The sequence below is a fragment of the Marinobacterium sp. xm-d-530 genome, from assembly GCF_013283365.1.
Classification (GTDB): Bacteria; Pseudomonadota; Gammaproteobacteria; order Pseudomonadales; family Balneatricaceae; genus Marinobacterium_E.
The window spans coordinates 324,570-344,110 of record NZ_WBYM01000002.1 but is presented as its reverse complement, the minus strand read 5'-3'; the positions used below and the strand labels follow the sequence as shown (position 1 = coordinate 344,110).

16 protein-coding genes are annotated in these 19,541 nt (G+C 49.2%); 13 read left to right on the top strand and 3 right to left on the bottom strand.

The features are described 5' to 3' along the window. The first annotated feature begins 12 nt into the window (after nt 1-12). Both XMD530_RS04945 and murB read left to right on the top strand, forming a co-directional pair. A complete protein-coding gene (locus XMD530_RS04945; RefSeq protein ID WP_173506835.1) occupies nt 13-489 on the top strand; it encodes a low molecular weight protein-tyrosine-phosphatase in 477 nt (158 codons plus the stop codon). Further along, the gene (murB, locus tag XMD530_RS04940) at nt 489-1,505 is read left to right on the top strand and encodes a UDP-N-acetylmuramate dehydrogenase (protein ID WP_173506834.1); all 1,017 of its coding nucleotides are present in this window, start codon (nt 489-491) and stop codon (nt 1,503-1,505) included. The genes XMD530_RS04945 and murB overlap by 1 nt, the downstream gene beginning before the upstream one ends. Before the next feature lie 64 nt (nt 1,506-1,569). Here the strand turns inward: murB and rne are convergent, their stop codons facing one another. Then, nucleotides 1,570-4,341, bottom strand: coding sequence for a ribonuclease E (gene rne, locus XMD530_RS04935; protein ID WP_254446184.1), 2,772 nt, complete (start codon nt 4,339-4,341; stop codon nt 1,570-1,572). A 487-nt stretch (nt 4,342-4,828) separates the two neighbouring features. Between rne and rluC the strand changes: the two genes are divergently transcribed. The 5 genes from rluC to XMD530_RS04910 all read left to right on the top strand — a co-directional run bounded on the left by rluC (nt 4,829) and on the right by XMD530_RS04910 (nt 9,629). Then, a complete protein-coding gene (gene rluC, locus XMD530_RS04930) occupies nt 4,829-5,755 on the top strand; it encodes a 23S rRNA pseudouridine(955/2504/2580) synthase RluC (RefSeq protein WP_254443911.1) in 927 nt (308 codons plus the stop codon). Between the two features lie 28 nt (nt 5,756-5,783). Then, a complete protein-coding gene (locus tag XMD530_RS04925) occupies nt 5,784-6,884 on the top strand; it encodes a DNA-binding protein (protein WP_173484303.1) in 1,101 nt (366 codons plus the stop codon). Between the two features lie 123 nt (nt 6,885-7,007). Then, nucleotides 7,008-7,982, top strand: coding sequence for an HTH-type transcriptional regulator CysB (gene cysB / locus XMD530_RS04920; protein ID WP_173481628.1), 975 nt, complete (start codon nt 7,008-7,010; stop codon nt 7,980-7,982). Nucleotides 7,983-8,082: 100 nt separating this feature from the next. After that, on the top strand, nt 8,083-8,700 hold the full coding sequence (gene thrH / locus XMD530_RS04915) for a bifunctional phosphoserine phosphatase/homoserine phosphotransferase ThrH (protein WP_173481627.1): 618 nt from the start codon (nt 8,083-8,085) through the stop codon (nt 8,698-8,700). A gap of 56 nt (nt 8,701-8,756) precedes the next feature. Further along, nucleotides 8,757-9,629: an alpha/beta fold hydrolase gene (locus XMD530_RS04910; protein WP_173506833.1), complete on the top strand. Its 873-nt coding sequence runs from the start codon at nt 8,757-8,759 to the stop codon at nt 9,627-9,629. Here the strand turns inward: XMD530_RS04910 and XMD530_RS04905 are convergent. Continuing rightward, nucleotides 9,611-10,207: a YhgN family NAAT transporter gene (locus tag XMD530_RS04905; protein ID WP_173506832.1), complete on the bottom strand. Its 597-nt coding sequence runs from the start codon at nt 10,205-10,207 to the stop codon at nt 9,611-9,613. The genes XMD530_RS04910 and XMD530_RS04905 overlap by 19 nt on opposite strands. 133 nt (nt 10,208-10,340) lie before the next feature. Between XMD530_RS04905 and XMD530_RS04900 the strand changes: the two genes are divergently transcribed. The 6 genes from XMD530_RS04900 (at nt 10,341) to XMD530_RS04875 (ending at nt 18,703) form a co-directional block, all read left to right on the top strand. After that, nucleotides 10,341-11,027: a GntR family transcriptional regulator gene (locus XMD530_RS04900; protein ID WP_173481624.1), complete on the top strand. Its 687-nt coding sequence runs from the start codon at nt 10,341-10,343 to the stop codon at nt 11,025-11,027. A gap of 12 nt (nt 11,028-11,039) precedes the next feature. Beyond that, nucleotides 11,040-11,933, top strand: coding sequence for a methylisocitrate lyase (gene prpB / locus XMD530_RS04895; protein WP_173481623.1), 894 nt, complete (start codon nt 11,040-11,042; stop codon nt 11,931-11,933). A 62-nt stretch (nt 11,934-11,995) separates the two neighbouring features. Next, nucleotides 11,996-13,126: a 2-methylcitrate synthase gene (prpC, locus tag XMD530_RS04890; protein ID WP_173481622.1), complete on the top strand. Its 1,131-nt coding sequence runs from the start codon at nt 11,996-11,998 to the stop codon at nt 13,124-13,126. Nucleotides 13,127-13,148: 22 nt separating this feature from the next. Further along, nucleotides 13,149-15,758 (top strand): Fe/S-dependent 2-methylisocitrate dehydratase AcnD, encoded by a 2,610-nt coding sequence (gene acnD / locus XMD530_RS04885; protein WP_173481659.1) that lies wholly within the window; start codon nt 13,149-13,151, stop codon nt 15,756-15,758. Between the two features lie 63 nt (nt 15,759-15,821). Continuing rightward, nucleotides 15,822-17,000: a 2-methylaconitate cis-trans isomerase PrpF gene (prpF, locus tag XMD530_RS04880; RefSeq protein ID WP_173506831.1), complete on the top strand. Its 1,179-nt coding sequence runs from the start codon at nt 15,822-15,824 to the stop codon at nt 16,998-17,000. Nucleotides 17,001-17,233: 233 nt separating this feature from the next. Next, nucleotides 17,234-18,703: an NAD-dependent succinate-semialdehyde dehydrogenase gene (locus tag XMD530_RS04875; RefSeq protein ID WP_173506830.1), complete on the top strand. Its 1,470-nt coding sequence runs from the start codon at nt 17,234-17,236 to the stop codon at nt 18,701-18,703. A 41-nt stretch (nt 18,704-18,744) separates the two neighbouring features. On the opposite strand, the gene XMD530_RS04870 is transcribed toward XMD530_RS04875, so the two are convergent. Continuing rightward, a complete protein-coding gene (locus XMD530_RS04870) occupies nt 18,745-19,533 on the bottom strand; it encodes a class II aldolase/adducin family protein (RefSeq protein WP_173483206.1) in 789 nt (262 codons plus the stop codon). Between the last annotated feature and the right edge of the window lie 8 nt (nt 19,534-19,541).

Below are 19,541 nucleotides of genomic sequence, written 5' to 3'. Positions count from 1 at the left end.
GTGTCGTGTGCAATGATAAGAGTGTTGTTTGTCTGTTTAGGTAATATCTGCCGCTCACCGTCAGCCGATGCTATTTTTCGTAAAAAATTGGATGATCACCCTTGGTTAGCCAATCGAGTTGAAGTCGATTCAGCTGGAACCGCAGCATGGCATGTGGGTAACCCGCCAGATCCTCGCTCGGTCAGAGTGGGGGCTGAGCGTGGATACGATCTAACGCCTTTACGTGCACGGCAAGCGACTGCTGCTGACTTTGAACGCTTTGACTACATCCTTGCAATGGATGAGACCAATCTGGATAACTTGCAGGCCATTGCGCCGAATCACTACTCTGGCCACCTGAGCCTGTTTCTCGATTTTTCAGGGAAAAGCGGAGCAGAAGTGCCAGATCCCTATTATGGTGAGGGCGACTCAGGTTTTCATGAGGTGGTTGATCTGATTGAAGCGGCATCCGATGGCTTAATCAAGCAGTTAGAGGTGAGACTCGCCTAATGCTCACCATACACTCGTGGCATGATTTAACGGCGTTCAACACTTTGGCGATGCCGGCTAAAGCTCAATTTTTTGCTGAGTTATCTGACTTAAATGACCTTCCTGAACTGCTCGATTTTATTGCTCAGCAGGATCTTCCTTCTCTTTGGATAGGCGGTGGCAGTAACCTGGTGTTGGCAGATGAAGTGCCAGGTTGCGTTGTTCATATTGCAACGAAAGGTATTGAGATCCAATCAGACTCAGAAGAGTCGGTTTTGATTAAAGTGGCTGCAGGAGAGAGCTGGCACGGCCTAGTGACTCACTGTCTTGAAAATGGCTGGTATGGTTTAGAGAATCTCGCACTGATACCAGGTTCGGTTGGTGCATCCCCTGTGCAAAATATCGGAGCCTATGGTGTTGAAGTAGCGGATCTGATCGATCAGGTAGAGGTGTTTGATACGCTATCCAACTCCTTTAACGTCATGCAGAAAGCGGACTGTCAGTTCGCCTACCGTGACTCGCTGTTCAAGCGAAACCCTGGCCGTTTCATTATCACTTCAGTGCGATTCAGCCTCTCAAAACAATTTGAAGCTAAATGTTCCTATGCGGCACTTCAGGGTTGGTTAGATACGCAAGGGATTAAAGAGCTGAGCGCTCAAGCGATTTTTGACGCAGTGGTCGCTGTGCGCCAATCTAAACTGCCGAATCCTGAAGTGCTCCCTAATGCGGGTAGTTTCTTTAAGAATCCTGTTGTCTCAAACGACTGCTTTGAGGGTTTACGTCAAATCTATCCAGAGATTCCTAACTATCCAGATGCTTCTGGAGTCAAGCTTGCTGCGGGTTGGTTGATCGATCAGTGCGGATGGAAAGGTCTCTATCGTGAACGAGTCGGTGTTCATAAAGATCAGGCGCTCGTGATCGTGAATCATGCGGGTGGGTCGCGTCAGGATATTGATGAGCTAGCCGATGATATTAAACAGAGCGTGTTTGATCGTTTCTCTGTTCGCCTAGAGCAAGAGCCGATCGCCTATCCCTAGCGTGATCAGAAATTAAACCAAAAAAAAGCAGCCCATAGGCTGCTTTTTTATTGGAGGCGTGCTGTTATTCAGCGGCTTCTGCTTGACGACGCTTCAATCGAGGATCGTTTGCAGCACGACGGCGACGACGAGGTTTTGCTTCCTCTTCGCTCGCTTCTGCTTCAGCAGGTGCTTCTTCAACAGTCTCTTCAGTAGCAGTAGGTTCTTCAGTTGCTTCTGCTGCAGGCTCTTCATTGGCTGAAGGTTCTTCATTAGCTGAAGGCTCTTCATCAGCTGAAGGTTCTTCATTCGCTGAGGGCTCTTCATTCGCTGAGGGCTCTACAGCAGGAGTCAGATCCAACTCAACCTGTGTCTCAGTGACTGTTTCAGCCGTAGCTTCAACTTCAGTTACTGTGTTTTCAGTTGACTTTTCTGCAACGACTTCCGGCTCTTGTTCAACAACCGGTGTATTTTCTGCAGACTCTTCAGCAGTAGCTTCGGTAGTCACTTCAGTAGCTTGGCTCTCTGTTTCAGTAGCCGCGGCTTGCTCTGCTGTTGCTTCTGACACTTCGTTAGCTGCTGGCGCTTCAGTAGTGGTCGCTGTTTCAGATGCTTTTGGAGCTTCAGTTGAGGCTTCCGCAGCAACTTCTTCTGAAACGGCTTCTAGCGGTGCATTGAGCAACTCCTCTGGGATAGGATTGCTACGTTCAGCACTGCGCTCTTCATTGGCGCGACGACGACGTCCACGGTTTTTACTGCGAGGTGGTAGTTCCGTTTCGCTATTGTTTCCAGAGTTGAACTCTTCATTGCCGTTTTCAGAGCGACGATCACGACCACCGCGACGGCGACGACGTGAACGGCCAGAGCGCTGCTCGTCATTCGATGAACTCTTATCGTTATCGCCTATGGTCGGCAGGTTGTTCTCCGTCTCAACCGTAATGACTTCGTCTGCATCACGACGCTCACGACGATCGTTACGGCGATTGTTACCACGGCGACGATCGTTACGGTTATTGTTACGACGACGGTTGTTACGGTTGCCATCGCGGTCAGAGCCTTTCTTGTCATCACGGCGAGTGCTCTTTTTATCGTCCTCTTTGGCAGAATCGGATAGACCAAACAGACCTTTAATCGCTGCAATAATACGCTCGCCCAATGACTTGTTAGCGACAGGCTTACGACTAGTCTGCTGACGTTTTTGTTGGCGAGCTGGCTCTGCTTTTGGTTCAGAGCTCTCGCTCTTAGGTGCTGGTGGCGCAGATGAGTTAAGAACCCCCTGCACAGCAGCTTGCTCACGCGGAACGACCGGAAGTGGTTTGTCGGTAGGATCTTCGACTGGCTGTTCTGGTTGAAGCGTGTAGCTCGCATCATTCACCGTAGTGATGGTGTGATCATCGCGCAAACGAACCACTTCGTAGTGTGGTGTTTCCATGTTTGGATTAGGAACCACAACGATACGAACGTTTTGACGCAGCTCAACAGCGTGCACTTGATGACGCTTCTCGTTAAGCAGGAAGGTCGCTACGCTGACTGGAAGAATCGCGCGAATTTGAGAGGTGCGATCTTTAGACGCTTCCTCTTCAAGAATACGCAGAATAGAGAGTGCCAGTGATTCAATATCACGAATGTAGCCTTGGCCATTACAGCGAGGGCAGACGTGACCGCGACTCTCTGCCAACGATGGACGCAGGCGTTGACGTGACATCTCTAGAAGACCAAAGCGCGAGATGCGTCCCATCTGAACGCGTGCGCGGTCAAGCTTGAGTGCATCGTTAAGGCGTTTTTCAACTTCGCGCTGGTGTTTGATTGGCGTCATATCGATGAAGTCGATAACTACCAGACCACCCATGTCGCGAAGGCGAAGCTGGCGAGCAATCTCATCAGCCGCTTCAAGGTTGGTGTTCAGAGCGGTCTCTTCAATATCGCCGCCCTTAGTTGCGCGAGCGGAGTTGATATCGATTGAAACTAGAGCTTCTGTTGGGTCGATAACAATCGAACCGCCAGAAGGGAGTTTTACTTCACGTTCAAATGCTGATTCGATCTGTGTCTCGATCTGGAAGCGGTTGAACAGTGGTACAGACTCTTTGTAAAGCTTGATACGGTTTTCGTAAGTTGGCATTACCTGACGAACGAAAAGCTGAGCTTGTTCAAATACTTTCGGCTCGTCGATTAGCACTTCACCGATGTCATCGCGTAGATAGTCGCGAATAGCACGAATAACGACGTTGCTCTCTTGGTAGATCAGGAATGGAGCAGGGCGATCATCAACTTCAGTAATCGCAGTCCAAACCGTTGCTAGGTAGTTAAGATCCCACTGCAGCTCTTCAGTCGAACGGCCAATACCGGCGGTACGAACGATGACGCCCATGCCTTTAGGAATGTCCAAGCCGTTCATGGCCGCTTTCAGTTCAGAGCGCTCATCACCTTCGATGCGGCGCGAAATACCACCTGCACGAGGGTTGTTAGGCATTAGAACCATGTAACGACCGGCAAGGCTGATAAAGGTTGTCAGAGCGGCGCCTTTATTGCCACGCTCCTCTTTATCGACCTGAACGATGACTTCGGTACCCTCTTTTACAAGATCTTTGATGCTTGGACGCTGGCCGCGTTCAGGCGATGAGACAAAGTACTCTTTAGCGATCTCTTTTAGGGGTAGGAAACCGTGACGTTCGGCACCGTAATCGACAAATGCAGCTTCAAGGCTGGCTTCTACACGGCTGATACGGCCTTTGTAGATGTTTGCCTTCTTCTGCACGCGGGAGTTGGATTCAATATCCAAATCGAACATGCGCTGTCCATCGACAAGCGCAACACGCAACTCTTCTTGTTGAGTCGCGTTGATTAACATGCGTTTCATTTTGACGTTCTCTTAACGCAACGCATCTTTGACGGGCAACAAACCTGTGTCCTGGCTTTATCGAAGCAATAACTAATCTCCAGTACGCTCTGCACCAGATAATTAGGGTCTCTTCAGCGATGAAGGAAACATCAACCAATATCGTTATCGATTCTAGCTGTGGCTGCTGCTCTGCCCAATTTACTCAACGTGGAGTGGGAGGCTGCAGGTTCCTGGTTGATGTGCGTCTCCATCCTTCAGCCGAGGGCTGTTGTTCAGCACTCGTGAAAAATACGTCGCTATTTATAAATTTCTTCAGCCATTACATGGCTATTCAAGCTGGGTAACTACCGCCAAATTGTGAGTGAATCACTGTTCGCTCTAGTGGGGTGTAAATAAAAATGAAGCCTTCTTCATCCAGCAGCGGTAGAATATAGCAACTTACTGGTTTTTCAGCAATTTATTTTACCCACACATAATGCCTTCAAATCCCCCTAAGTCCGGCTCTTTGAATAAAGTTCAGTTTGTTGATATCGATGCCGATCAAGCGGGTCAGCGTATCGATAATTTCTTGCGGACCTTTCTTAAAGGGGCGCCAAAAACGCTGATCTACAGGCTGTTGCGCAAGGGTGAGATTCGAGTTAACAAAAAACGCACTAAACCTGACTATAAGCTTCAAGCGATGGATCAAATACGCATCGCACCGATTCGCCTGCCCGAAAAAGGGGAGAGTGCCCCTGTCAGTGATCAGTTGCTCGAATTGCTAGAGCGTTCAGTGGTCTATGAGACTGACTCACTGCTGATCATCAATAAACCCTCGGGTATAGCGGTGCATGGTGGTAGCGGCGTCTCATTAGGGCTGATTGAGGCGGTTAGAAAATTGCGCCCAGATGCGCGTTTTTTAGAGCTGATTCACCGAATCGATCGTGACACCTCAGGTTGCATCATGATTGCTAAAAAACGCTCGATGTTACGTTACATGCACGATGCGTTTAGGGAGCGTCGAGTGCATAAGATCTATCAGGCACTGGTTGTTGGTCGTTGGGATGCTAAGCACAAACAGATCAATGCACCTCTGCTGCGAGATGAGCACCGATCAGGTGAACGAACCGTCCGCGTCTCCCCTGAGGGCAAACCGTCGGTTACTAACTTTTCAGTGCTGCGTCGATTTGGTGATCTTGCCACCCTAGTGGAAGCTCGGCCTAAAACGGGTCGCACTCACCAGATTAGAGTGCACACCCAATATACGGGTCATCCGATCGTGGGTGATGTTAAGTACACTTCGGATGAGAACAACGCTGAATTTAAAAAGCTGGGTTTTAAACGATTGATGCTTCATGCAGCCGGCCTCAGGTTCATCCTGCCTGATGGCGAAGAGCTAGAAGTGCGTGCTCCGTTAGATGATAGTTTGTTAAGATTGATGGACAATTTGTAGTTCGTTGCAGTGGAACGAAAAGGTAAAGATGAGCGAGTTAGATCTTAAAGTAGTTGAGTTAGCAGAAGAGCTGTTGGCCGAAGGCCAATTGCCGACTGAGGTTGTGATCTCTGAACGACTGGGTCTCTCTAGAGATGAAGCCAGTGCGGCATTAAGTCAGTGGGCGCAGAGTTTGAGTTATGCCCGACTGCCTGAGGTGCATGCCAGTGCAAAGTTACATAACTCTGTGCCCGAGTCACTGAGTAAAGGCATTGAACAGATCTGGGATCTTGCGTTGCAAGAGGCGATGGCCGAGCTGCGAGTTGAGTTGCAGAGTGAACGAGCGGGTGATGAAGAGGATCGCAAGGCGACTCGCGACATGGTTCGTGACGCGGAAGCACTCTATCGTGACTTGGAAGTGAAATACCGCGCGCAAACTCAGCAGATGGATAAGAGTGAGCAGGCTCTTCGAGCGATTGAAGCTGAAATGGGCGTGCTTAAAGCCAACATTGCCAGTGAGATCAATCAACGTAAAAAGGCTGAACAGGTTCGTACTAACCTAGAGACCGAATTGAACCAGCTTCGTAAGATGCACGAAGATGCCAAGAAAACCTTTGATGCACGTATCAAAGCGGAGCAGCAGCAGGCATTGGAGAACGTTACCCGTGCTGAGGTTGAAGCTCGTCACTATCGTAATGCGCTTGAAAAGCTTCGTGATGAGGGCACTCGAACAGAGTCAGAGCTGACGCGTTCAGTTCATGAAAACCAGGCTCAGATAGCGAAGAAAGATGCACGTCTTGAGATGCAAGAGAAGACCATCAGCGATCTGGAGCGTGATCTGAACGAACTAAAAGAGAACATGACATCGGCCAGTCGTGATATCTCGAATATCAACTCTAAGCTGCTGCGTGAAACTAACGCCAACCGTCGTTTGGAAGCTCAGATTAAAGAGCGCGATGATCAGGTTCGTGTACTGAATCAGAAGTTGACGGTCGCAGCAACGGAAGCTGCAAAGCGCGAAAGCGTGCTTCGTCAGCAACTCAAAGAGAAAGATGAATCGCTGACGCGCGCTACCGCTCGAGTGAACTCACTGGAGAAGCGTATTACTCAGCAGGAAGATCAGATTCGCCGACTCAATGCTCGCCTTTAGTCGTGTATAAGGATATAGCCTTTTGCTTTAGCTTATTCTCTAGTGTTATATTTGGCTTATTAATAGATATCAACGCCGACTAAGGGCGATTGGCTAATAATTGGCTATAAATTGGAGCAATAGATGAAACTTCAGCAGCTGCGTTACATTTGGGAAGTCTCTAAACACGACCTCAATGTCTCTGCTACGGCACAAAGCCTATACACATCGCAACCAGGTATCTCTAAGCAGATCCGTCTACTAGAAGATGAACTGGGTGTTGAAGTGTTCGCTCGTAGTGGTAAGCACCTGACGCGCGTTACACCTGCTGGTAAAGCGATTCTTGAGATCTCAGGAGAGATTCTCCAGAAAGTGGACTCTATTCGCCAGATTGCTCAAGAGTTCAGCGATGAGCGTAAAGGCAGCCTATCGGTAGCCACCACTCACACACAGGCACGTTACGCTCTGCCTCCTGTGATTAATGAATTCATCAAAATGTATCCTGAAGTTGCGCTTCATATGCACCAGGGTACACCTACTCAAATTTCTGAGATGGCCGCCGATGGTACTGTCGATTTCGCGATTGCGACGGAAGCGATGGGCAGCTACTCAGATCTAATTATGATGCCTTGCTACAGCTGGAACCGTTCAGTGGTCGTACCTAAAGATCACCCGCTTGCGCAAGGTGGCGAGTTAACTCTAGAGAAGTTAGCTTCTTATCCAATTGTTACCTATACCTTTGGTTTTACCGGTCGTGGCAAGTTGGATGAAGCGTTTAAAGAGCAAGGTCTCGATCCTAAAGTGGTCTTCACTGCGGTGGATTCGGACGTTATCAAAACCTACGTTCGCCTAGGGTTGGGTGTAGGTATCATTGCCAGCATGGCGGTCGATCAGCAGCTAGATCAGGATCTGGTAGCGATCGATGCATCTCATCTGTTTGAGCCCTCTATCACTCGAATCGGTTTCCGTCGTGGCACCTTCCTTCGCGGTTACATGTTCGACTTCATTCAGAAGTTTGCTCCACACATTACTCACGACGTTCTTGAAAAAGTTCAAGCCTGTAGCGGTCGTGCTGAAGTGGATGAGCTGTTCCAGGATATACAGATCCCTTCGATGTAAGGCCATAGGTCTAATGAACCTCTAATATTGTCGTCTTTCGTTTGAAAGGCGGCGACTAAATCGCTAGAGTAGCCTCTCAATTTTTAAAGGAGAGCCTAGCGTGGAACTAGCATGTCTTGATCTTGAAGGGGTCCTAATCCCTGAAATCTGGATCGCATTTGCCGAAGAGACTGGTATCGAGGAGTTAAAAGCAACGACTCGTGATATCCCTGATTACGATGTGTTGATGAAGCAGCGCCTTCGTATTCTTGATGAGCACGGTCTAACCCTTCCTCAGATCCAAGAGACCATTGCTAAGCTGAGCCCACTTCCAGGCGCTAAAGAGTTCACCGATTGGTTGCGTGAGCGTTTCCAGCTGGTGATTCTTTCCGATACCTTCTATGAGTTTGCAGCACCGTTGATGGCTCAATTGGGTTACCCAACGCTGCTTTGTCACCGACTTGAGACAGACGAAAACGGTCGTATAACTGACTACACGCTTCGTCAGCGCGACCCTAAGCGTCAATCAGTGCGTGCTTTCCAGCTGCTTAATTACCGTGTTATCGCTGCAGGCGACTCTTACAACGACACGACTATGTTGGCTCAAGCTGAGCAGGGCATTCTTTTCCATGCTCCGCAGAACGTCATTGAAGAGTTCCCGCAATTCCCAGCGGTACACACCTACGAAGATCTTAAGAAAGAGTTTCTAGCGGCAAGTAACCGCAATCTCTCCCTTTAAACCTGCCTATTGGGGGTAGCATTAGCTGCCCCTACTTATCCCGAGTAGTGCTTACCATGAGTCGACTATCAGATAGTCACTGTCATTCAGACACTCTAGCCCATGCAGGTTATCAGCACGCTTATCGCATTTATCGTCACCCAGAATCTGAAGGTGGTCGCCGACTGCTGTTAATCCACGGCGCTGGTGTGGCGGGTCGATATACTTGGGAAGCGATGCAGCACTTTCTTGAAGGCTGGGGTGAAATCCTTGTACCTGATTTACGAGGGGCAGGTGAGACCGTCAGTGATGATGGAGTAGAGCACCCCTTCAGTGTCAATGACCTGGTGTCGGATATGACCCACCTAGTGGATCATTTAGGCTGGCATGAGTTCGATCTAGCGGGCTATTCTCTTGGGGGCTTGGTGTCACTGTTGTTAAAACAGAACCTCAGAGATCGGGTGCGCAAACAGTTCCTGCTTGAGAGTGCGCTGCTCGATCGTCATGATTGGCAAGAGACCGTCTCCATTCGTCAATCCTTCTCTGCCGCGGCTAAAAGCCTACGCAATACAGAGGGTGATGAAGGGATTCGAACCTTTCTTGATACCATTTCGCCCAATCGTAAGGTGAGTGAAGCGGTTGAAAAAATGACTTTGCAGCGTTTGGGCGAGCGTCGACTGGGTTTTGCTAACTCTCTAGACGCCGTTACCAATGCGGCCCTGTTCATCGATCGAGAGAGACTGCTAGCGGCTCAAGGGGATGTCAGCAGTTTTATAGGTGGATTGAGTGTCGAGCCGATGCATCAACTGCATCAGCACCTGTCAGACAGTATGCGTAATTGGCACTACCATTTTGTGGCAGGGACAGATCACTCCCTACCTTATCAAAAGCCTCGTCAGATCGCCCGTATCATGAATGATGAGTTAAAGCGCTATTTAAAAGGCTGCTGAATTGCTAAAAATCCATTGATTAGCATCTGAACAGCGATCGAGATCAATATCATACCCATCAGACGTTCTATCGCTTTCAAGCCACGTTTGCCGAGTATTCTATAGAGTGATTGTCCTGCGATTAAAATAATAGCGGTCGCCACCCAGCTGATCAGAAGGGCGATTAACCAGTCTATACTGCGACTCGGTTCGCTCTCTGCCAGTAGAACCAGAGTGGCCAGTATTGAAGGGCCTGCGATCATTGGCGTAGCCAAGGGGACCACTAGCGGTTCGCTATCATCCTCATCATCGCCCATAACGCCACCACGGGATGGGAAGATCATTCGGATTGCAATAATCAGTAGTACTAAACCGCCAGAGATAGAGACCGCCTCTTTAGAGAGCGATAACAGTTTTAACAGTGCCGAGCCGCTGTATAAGAAGATCAGCATTAGGATTAAGGCGATCACTAACTCCCTGAGTAGTACCTTGATACGTCTGGCGGGGTCGACCTTTTTAAGAATGGATAACACCACAGGGATATTGCCCAACGGATCCATGATTAAGAAGAGCATCAATGCTGCAGCGTAGGTATCCATATTTCACTCCTGCTTATATCCGACTGATCAGTCGAGATAACAAAATTGTCGACAATGTTAGCCTTTTGGTTGATTGTCAGCCTATATAAAGCGGGTTATTCTACATTGCACAATCAGATTGTCGACAATATTTATGACCATTGAACCGCTTTACGCTTCAGAATCACAACAGAGTAGCACGCTTGCAGACCGAGTGTGTCATGAAATTATTACTGCGATTGTGAAGGGTGAAATTCCAGCGGGCGCTAAAATTTCTGAACCAGAACTGGCTAAAACCTACGGTATTTCGCGAGGCCCACTTCGTGAAGCGATACGTCGTTTAGAGGGGCTGCGTCTGGTTGAGCGAAAGCCTCATATTGGCGCGCGTGTTGTTCAGTTAAGTGTCAAAGAGCTGTTGGAAATCTATCGCGTTCGTGAAGCGCTAGAGGGTATGGCGTGCCGTTTAGCCGCGACCGTTATGCCGCAAGAGGAGATCAACCAGCTTCGTGCTCTGCTAGATCAGCATCAGTCAGGTATCGAAGAGCAAGAGGGACAGGCCTACTTTCAGAAAGAGGGCGATCTCGATTTTCACTACCGAATTGTGATGGCGTCTGGTAACTCAAAACTTCAAGAGTTATTAGCGGCCGATCTATACCACTTGGTGCGAATGTATCGTTTCCAATTCAGTCTTTCCAGTTCTCGTCCCACCATGGCTTTACGTGAGCACCATCAAATATTGGATGCCATTGAAGCGCGTGATGAAGAGCTGGCCGAACTTTTAATGCGTCGTCACATCAGTGCATCAAGACGCAATATCGAATCTAAATTAAATCAACCCTAAGGAGAGATAGAGATGACTCAGTCGATGTCCCCAGGCGCTAAGTTCCGTAAGGCACTAGCCGATAACAAGCCACTTCAAGTTGTGGGTACTTTCAACGCATACAACGCAATGATGGCAACACGTGTTGGTCACCAAGCGATCTATCTCTCTGGTGGTGGTATTGCAAACGCCTCTTACGGCCTACCTGATCTAGGTATGACCTCATTGAACGATGTGATGGAAGATGTACGTCGTGTAACAGCAGCCTGTGATACGCCTCTGATGGTTGATATCGATACAGGTTGGGGTGGTGCATTCAACATCGCACGTACGGTTAAAGAGATGATTCGTGGTGGCGCAGCGGCGTGTCACCTTGAAGACCAGGTTGCTCAGAAGCGTTGTGGTCACCGTCCAAACAAAGAGATCGTCTCTCTAGAAGAGATGGTTGATCGTGTTAAAGCGGCCGTTGATGCTAAAACAGACGATGACTTCTTTATCATTGCCCGTACCGATGCATTCCAGATGGAAGGTCTTAACGCAGCCGTTGAACGTGCACAAGCCTGTTTAGAAGCGGGTGCTGACGGTATCTTCGCTGAAGCGGTTCATACGCTTGAAGACTATAAAGCCTTCTCTCAGGGTATTAACGGTGGACACCTACTTGCGAACATCACTGAATTTGGTGCGACACCTCTATTCAATAAAGAGGAGTTGGCAGAGAACGGTTGTACGATGGTTCTTTACCCACTGTCTGGTTTCCGTGCAGCAAACAAAGCCTCTTTGAACGTTTACGAAGCGCTACTGCGTGATGGCGATCAGAAAGCCGTTGTGGATACGATGCAGACTCGCATGGATCTTTACGATTTCTTGAACTACCACGACTTTGAACAGAAGCTAGATGCTCTGTTCCAAGAAGGTAAAAACAAGTAACTAATCCCTAACTCTCGGATCTGTTGTTCTGTCGCAGGTCCATGTCATTCAAGGAGAAAGAGATGGCTGAAGCAAAAAAATTAAGTGGTGCAGGTCTGCGTGGTCAATCTGCGGGTGAAACGGCACTCTGTACGGTTGGTAAATCGGGCGCTGGTCTTACTTACCGCGGCTACGATATTAAAGAGTTGGCTGACAATGCGCAGTTTGAGGAGGTTGCCTACCTTCTTCTATACGGCAAACTGCCTAACCAAGCGGAACTGGATGCTTATAAAGCACGTCTGAAAGGCATGCGCGCACTTCCAGCAGCGCTTAAAACGGTTCTAGAGAACATCCCTAAAAATGCTCATCCAATGGATGTGATGCGTACCGGTGTCTCTATGTTGGGTAACCTTGAGACAGAGATGGACTTTAGCGAACAGCACGATCACATCGATCGCATGCTGGCGGTATTCCCAGGCATCATCAACTACTGGTACAACTTTGCTCACAAAGGCATCCGAGTTGAGACAGAGACGGACGCAGACTCTATTGCAGAGCAGTTCCTATGGACGCTTCACAATAAAAAACCAGAGCCGCTGCACGTCGATGTTATGCACGCCTCTTTGATCCTTTACGCAGAGCATGAGTTCAATGCCTCAACCTTTACGGCTCGTGTCTGTGCGTCAACGCTGTCTGACATTCACAGCTGTGTGACCGGTGCCATCGGTTCACTGCGTGGTCCTTTGCATGGCGGCGCTAACGAAGCGGCGATGGCGATGATCGAAAACTGGAAATCTGCTGACGAAGCAGAGGAAGCGATCATGGGTATGTTGGCTCGTAAAGATAAGATCATGGGCTTTGGTCACGCGATCTACCGCGAGTCAGATCCACGTAACGCGATCATCAAAGAGTGGTCTGAAAAACTCTCTAAACAGGTAGGTGATACGCACCTTTACGCTGTCTCTGAGCGTGTTGAAGCGGTCATGTGGCGTGAGAAGAAACTCTTCTGTAACGCGGACTTCTTCCACGCATCGGCTTACCACTTCATGGGTATCCCTACTGAACTGTTCACGCCGATCTTTGTCTGTTCGCGCGTAGCGGGTTGGACTGCTCACGTCATCGAACAGCGTGCAAACAACCGTATTATCCGTCCTTCTGCAGACTACACTGGCCCTGAGTCGGCTGAGTGGGTTGCGATTGAAGACCGTGCCTAATTAAGAGTAGGAACTTGAAATGATGAATACTCAATACCGTAAATCTTTAACTGGCACGACGCTCGACTACTTCGATACTCGTGCAGCGGTTGAAGCAATTGAAGCTGGCGCTTATGCGAAGCTTCCCTACACATCGCGTGTATTGGCAGAACAGTTGGTTCGCCGTTGTGAGCCGGACGCTCTAACTGATTCGCTAAAACAGCTAATCGAGCGTAAGCGTGACCTCGATTTCCCTTGGTACCCAGCGCGTGTTGTCTGTCATGACATTCTTGGTCAAACAGCACTGGTTGACCTAGCAGGTCTGCGTGATGCGATTGCGGATCAGGGTGGTGACCCATCTAAGGTTAACCCTGTCGTGCCAACTCAGCTGATTGTTGACCACTCGTTGGCAGTAGAGGCACCAGGCTTTGATCCAGAAGCGTTCGATAAGAACCGTGCGATTGAAGATCGTCGTAACGAAGACCGTTTCCACTTTATCGACTGGACCAAGACTGCGTTTGAAAACGTTGATGTAATTCCAGCCGGTAACGGCATCATGCACCAGATCAACCTTGAGAAGATGTCTCCGGTTATTCAGGCGCGTGATGGGGTTGCCTACCCTGATACCTGTGTCGGTACTGACTCGCACACGCCTCACGTTGATGCACTGGGTGTTATCGCGATCGGTGTCGGTGGTCTTGAAGCTGAAACTGTTATGCTGGGTCACCCATCAATGATGCGTCTTCCAGACATCGTGGGTGTGAAGCTAACGGGTAAACGTAATCCAGGAATCACTGCGACTGATATCGTATTGGCTCTGACTGAGTTCCTACGTCAGGAGCGTGTCGTTGGTGCATACCTTGAGTTCTTCGGCGAAGGCGCTGATTCACTATCGATTGGTGACCGTGCGACTATCTCGAACATGACTCCAGAGTTTGGTGCAACGGCTGCGATGTTCTACATCGATGGCCAGACGATCGACTACCTAAAACTGACGGGTCGTGAACCAGAGCAGGTTGCACTGGTTGAGCAGTACGCTAAAGAGACTGGCCTATGGGCGACCGATCTTGTTACGGCTGAATACGAGCGAGTTCTTGAGTTTGATCTATCAACTGTTGTCCGTAACATGGCAGGTCCATCAAACCCACACCGTCGTCTACCAACTTCGGATCTAACCAATCGCGGTATCGCTGACGAAGCGAAATTGGCTGCAGCGAAAGCGGAAGAGGCTGATGGCCTGCTACCAGATGGCGCAGTGATCATCGCAGCGATCACTTCATGTACCAACACCTCTAACCCCCGCAACGTTGTTGCTGCAGGTCTTGTTGCTAAACGTGCTAACGAGCTTGGCCTTGTGCGCAAGCCTTGGGTTAAATCGTCATTTGCTCCAGGTTCAAAAGTTGCAAAACTTTACCTAGAAGAGGCGGGTCTTCTTCCAGAACTTGAGAAGATGGGCTTCGGTATCGTGGCATACGCTTGTACAACCTGTAACGGTATGTCGGGTGCGCTTGATCCTGTGATTCAGCAAGAGATTATTGATCGTGACCTCTACGCGACAGCTGTACTATCGGGTAACCGTAACTTCGACGGCCGTATCCACCCATACGCTAAGCAGGCATTCCTAGCATCACCACCACTTGTCGTTGCTTACGCGATTGCCGGTACGATGCGTTTTGATATCGAAAACGATGTATTGGGTACGGATACCAACGGTAACCCAGTAACGCTTAAAGATATCTGGCCATCAGATGAAGAGATCGATGCGATTGTCGCTAAGGCCGTTAAGCCAGAGCAGTTCCAGCAGATCTACATCCCTATGTTTGACCTAGGTGAAGCTGAGAAAGCGCCAAGCCCACTTTACGACTGGCGTGAAATGTCGACCTACATTCGTCGCCCTCCATACTGGGAAGGTGCGTTGGCAGGTGAGCGTACGCTAAAAGGTATGCTTCCATTGGCAGTGTTAGGTGACAACATCACAACTGACCACCTATCGCCATCGAATGCGATTCTTGCGTCGTCTGCAGCGGGTGAATACCTTGCTAAGATGGGTCTTCCAGAAGAGGACTTCAACTCATACGCAACTCACCGTGGTGACCACCTAACAGCACAGCGCGCAACCTTCGCTAACCCGAAACTGTTGAATGAGATGTGTCGTGATGAGAACGGCGAGATCATTCAGGGTTCTCTAGCTCGTCTAGAACCTCAGGGTGAACAGATGCGCATGTGGGAAGTGATTGAGACTTACATGGAGCGCAAGCAGAACCTAATCATCGTTGCTGGCGCTGACTACGGTCAGGGCTCATCACGTGACTGGGCGGCTAAAGGTGTTCGCCTAGCGGGTGTTGAAGCGATCGTTGCTGAAGGTTTCGAGCGTATTCACCGTACTAACCTAGTCGGTATGGGCGTACTACCTCTTCAATTCAAAGAGGGCGAAACACGTCATACTTACGGTATTGATGGTACTGAGTCGTACGATGTGGAAGGTGAGATCGCGCCACGTGCAGATCTAACGCTGATCATCAATCGTCGTAACGGTGAACAGGTTCGCGTACCAGTGACCTGTCGTCTTGATACGGCTGCAGAAGTTCGTGTCTATAAAGCTGGTGGTGTGTTGCAACGCTTTGCTCAAGATTTTCTTGAGGGCAATGCATAAGCAATTGGCTAACTACAAGGGGTCGCATCGCGGCCCTTTTTTAAATTAAGGGAGATGTTTGAAATGGCATTTGTTCCTCAAATTCAGGTTCGCGCTACCTACATGCGTGGCGGTACATCTAAGGGTGTTTTCTTCAATCTGAAGGATTTACCAGATGCGTGTCAGGTTCCAGGTGAAGCGCGCGATAAATTGTTAATGCGTGTCATTGGTAGCCCAGATCCATACGGTGCTCAAATTGATGGTATGGGTGGTGCGACTTCATCGACATCGAAGACGGTTATCGTCTCAAAAAGCACCATGCCAGATCATGATGTTGACTACCTTTTTGGTCAGGTCGCGATCGATCGTCCATTTATGGATTGGTCAGGTAACTGCGGTAACCTATCGGCGGCTATTGGCCCTTTTGCTATTCATGAAGGGCTAATCGACGCAGCTAAGATTCCTGAAAACGGCATCTGCGAAGTCAAAATTTGGCAGGCCAACATCAAGAAGACCATCATCGGTAAAGTCCAGATTACTAATGGTCAGGTACAAGAGACAGGTGACTTCGAGCTTGATGGTGTCACTTTCCCCGCAGCTGAGATTGAAGTGTCGTTCATGGATCCAGCCGATGGCGAAGGTTCTATGTTCCCAACAGGTAATCTTGTCGATGATCTTGAAGTTCCTGGTGTGGGTACTTTTAAAGCGACAATGATCAACTCAGGTATCCCAACCATCTTCCTCAATGCAGAAGAGATTGGTTACCAAGGTACTGAGCTTCGTGAAGCGATCAATAATGATCCTGAAGCGCTAGCGCGTTTTGAAACCATGCGTGCCCACGGTGCGCTAAAGATGGGTCTAATCACGGATCTTAAAGAGGCTGAGACGCGTCAACATACCCCTAAAATTGCTTTTGTCTCACCACCAAAGAACTACACAGCGTCTAGTGGTAAAGAGATCACAACGGATGATGTAGATGTTCTAGTTCGTGCACTGTCTATGGGTAAACTTCATCACGCGATGATGGGTACAGCGGCAGTTGCTATCGCAACGGCAGCAGCAGTACCGGGTACGCTGGTTAACCTCGCTGCCGGTGGCGGAGAGCGCGATGCCGTTCGCTTTGGTCACCCATCGGGTACCTTGCGTGTCGGTGCAAAAGCGGAAGAGGTGAATGGTGAGTGGACTGCTAAAGCCGCCATCATGAGCCGAAGTGCGCGTCTTCTAATGACGGGTTCTGTGCATGTTCCAGGGGATACCTTTTAGTCTCTGGAAAATGCTGAAAGTGCCGATGTCAGGCTGAAGGCCTGGCACGGTAACTGCGTAGTGGGTTAGTACCCAGGTGACAGGCCTTCAGCCTGTCATCCGCCCTTTCTTCATTCACCACTAAACAAGTGAATTTCACTCCGCAAAACAGCATATAATTGATCCTTTCCATCGGGTTAACGTATTGTTTATATTGAATAACGTTTATAACCAGACCACAGGATCTTTTGATCATGCCACTTCAACTTAGCGACACCTCTCTTCTTATCTCTAAAGCGTTTATTAATGGTCAGTGGGTAGACTCACATTCCGGCGAAACATTCGCCGTGACCAATCCAGCTACTGGAGAGTTACTTGCTGAAGTTCCCGATATGGATGAGGTCGATACTCAACGAGCTATCGACGCGGCCGATGCTGCTTGGGCCGATTGGAAAGCCGTTCCGTGCAAACAGAAAGCTAATCTTATCCGTCGTTGGTTTGATTTGGTCATGGAGAATCAGGAAGATCTAGCGCGTTTGATGACAGCAGAACAGGGTAAGCCTCTTGCAGAAGCGCGTGGTGAGGTCGCTTACGGCGCGAGCTACATCGAGTGGTTCGCTGAAGAGGCCAAGCGTGTTTATGGTGATACCATTCCTGCAGCTACGGGTGATAAGCGTTTAGTTGTTATCAAGCAGCCAGTCGGTGTAGTGGGTGCAATCACTCCTTGGAACTTCCCGAATGCCATGATTGCGCGCAAGATTGCACCAGCGCTAGCAGCGGGATGTCCAGTGGTTGCTAAACCGGCAGAAGATACACCACTTTCATCTCTCGCTCTGGCAGAACTTGCAGCACGAGCAGGTATCCCTGCGGGTCTTATCAACATCGTGACAAGCTCGAGAGCTAATGCGGCTGCCGTAGGCAGTGCGCTTACGAGTTCAGATAAAGTTCGTAAAATTTCCTTCACTGGTTCGACGCAGGTCGGCAAGATTCTAATGAAACAAGCCGCCGACAGTGTCAAAAAAGTCAGTATGGAGCTGGGAGGAAATGCCCCCTTCGTCGTTTTTGATGATGCTGATTTGGATGCGGCTATCGATGGTGTGATTGCATCTAAGTATCGAAACACTGGCCAAACTTGTGTCTGCGCCAACCGTATCATTGTCCAAAGCGGTATCTATGAGTCTTTCCTTCAAAAGCTCGCTGAGCGTGTTTCAGCCTTTAAAGTGGGTAACGGTCTTGAAGTGGACGACGCTGTTCAAGGTCCTCTGATCAACCAAGCTGCGGTCGACAAGGTTGAACGACACATCAAAGACGCGGTAGAGAAGGGGGCTCGGATTGTATTAGGTGGAAAGCCCCATGCACTGGGTGGCACCTTCTTTGAGCCGACCATACTGGCTGACATCACAACCGATATGTGTGTGACTTACGAAGAGACCTTTGGTCCTGTGGCACCTATCTACAAGTTTGAAACAGAAGAGGAGGCCATCGCACTGGCAAATGACACAGAATTCGGCTTGGCAGCCTATTTCTACAGTCGCGATATTGGCCGTGTCTGGCGTGTTGCTGAAGCACTGGATGTTGGGATTGTGGGCATCAATGAAGGGATTATCTCTTCAGAAATGGCACCCTTTGGTGGGGTTAAACAGAGTGGCCAAGGTCGAGAAGGGTCTAAGTACGGTCTGGATGACTACCTAGAGATTAAATACCTCTGTATGGGTGGCATATAATTATGCCCACTAAAAGCCCTCTTGTCAGAGGGCTTTTTCTTTTACAGTTTCCAGCTAGGATCTTTCTGATCGATCAAACGGATCAACGCCGGCCACTCAGGGTGTCTAACTTTTGCATTGGCTTGAGCTTCGCCGCCTTCGAACTGATGACGAGTTTTTCGAATGATCTCTTCATCAATTGGGTTCAGGTTGCCTGCTGCCATAGCAGCCAATTGCACCTCTGCATTTCTAATGAAAGCAAAGTGTCTTACAAAGGCCCAGGTACAAGTTGGGCCTGCTGTGAGAAGACCGTGGTTCTTGAGAACAAGCGTGTGGTTGGTTTCACCCATTGCCGCCGCTAGTCGCGGCCCCTCAGAGCCATCCAGAACGATCCCTTCAAAGTCATGATAGCCAGTGCGTTCGAAGAACTGACAACCCTCTTGCGTAACAGGAATTAATGGTGAATCCAGCGCGCACAGTGACTGCGAAACTGGCTCGTGTGTATGTAATATACAGTGCAGATCAGGGCGGGCTTTATGAATCGTTGAGTGAATGGTGTAGCCTGCTTTGTTGACGTTCCACTCACTTTCAGAAAGGGCGTTACCATCAATATCGATCTTAATCAGGTCTGATGCGCGCATTTCATCATAACGAACCCCGAACGGGTTGATTAAAAACTCATCAGTTCCAGGAATACGCAGGCTGATATGGTTGTAGACAATGAATGTCCAGCCAAAGTGATCAACCATTCTGTAGGTCGCTGCGAGTTGAAGGCGGGCTTGCCATTCAGTGTCACTCATTCCTTCAGGTGCATCGGGTAGATCTACCTGAAATCTTGGATCGTTACTCATGTTCTGTC

Excerpts from the sequence above, each read along its gene's own strand:
- XMD530_RS04945 (WP_173506835.1), top strand. The coding sequence starts at position 13 with ATGATAAGAGTGTTGTTTGTCTGTTTAGGTAATATCTGCCGCTCACCG.
- murB (WP_173506834.1), top strand. The coding sequence starts at position 489 with ATGCTCACCATACACTCGTGGCATGATTTAACGGCGTTCAACACTTTG.
- rne (WP_254446184.1), bottom strand. The coding sequence starts at position 4,341 with ATGAAACGCATGTTAATCAACGCGACTCAACAAGAAGAGTTGCGTGTT.
- XMD530_RS04925 (WP_173484303.1), top strand. The coding sequence starts at position 5,784 with ATGAGCGAGTTAGATCTTAAAGTAGTTGAGTTAGCAGAAGAGCTGTTG.
- cysB (WP_173481628.1), top strand. The coding sequence starts at position 7,008 with ATGAAACTTCAGCAGCTGCGTTACATTTGGGAAGTCTCTAAACACGAC.
- XMD530_RS04910 (WP_173506833.1), top strand. The coding sequence starts at position 8,757 with ATGAGTCGACTATCAGATAGTCACTGTCATTCAGACACTCTAGCCCAT.
- XMD530_RS04905 (WP_173506832.1), bottom strand. The coding sequence starts at position 10,207 with ATGGATACCTACGCTGCAGCATTGATGCTCTTCTTAATCATGGATCCG.
- XMD530_RS04900 (WP_173481624.1), top strand. The coding sequence starts at position 10,341 with ATGACCATTGAACCGCTTTACGCTTCAGAATCACAACAGAGTAGCACG.
- prpB (WP_173481623.1), top strand. The coding sequence starts at position 11,040 with ATGACTCAGTCGATGTCCCCAGGCGCTAAGTTCCGTAAGGCACTAGCC.
- prpC (WP_173481622.1), top strand. The coding sequence starts at position 11,996 with ATGGCTGAAGCAAAAAAATTAAGTGGTGCAGGTCTGCGTGGTCAATCT.
- acnD (WP_173481659.1), top strand. The coding sequence starts at position 13,149 with ATGAATACTCAATACCGTAAATCTTTAACTGGCACGACGCTCGACTAC.
- prpF (WP_173506831.1), top strand. The coding sequence starts at position 15,822 with ATGGCATTTGTTCCTCAAATTCAGGTTCGCGCTACCTACATGCGTGGC.
- XMD530_RS04875 (WP_173506830.1), top strand. The coding sequence starts at position 17,234 with ATGCCACTTCAACTTAGCGACACCTCTCTTCTTATCTCTAAAGCGTTT.
- XMD530_RS04870 (WP_173483206.1), bottom strand. The coding sequence starts at position 19,533 with ATGAGTAACGATCCAAGATTTCAGGTAGATCTACCCGATGCACCTGAA.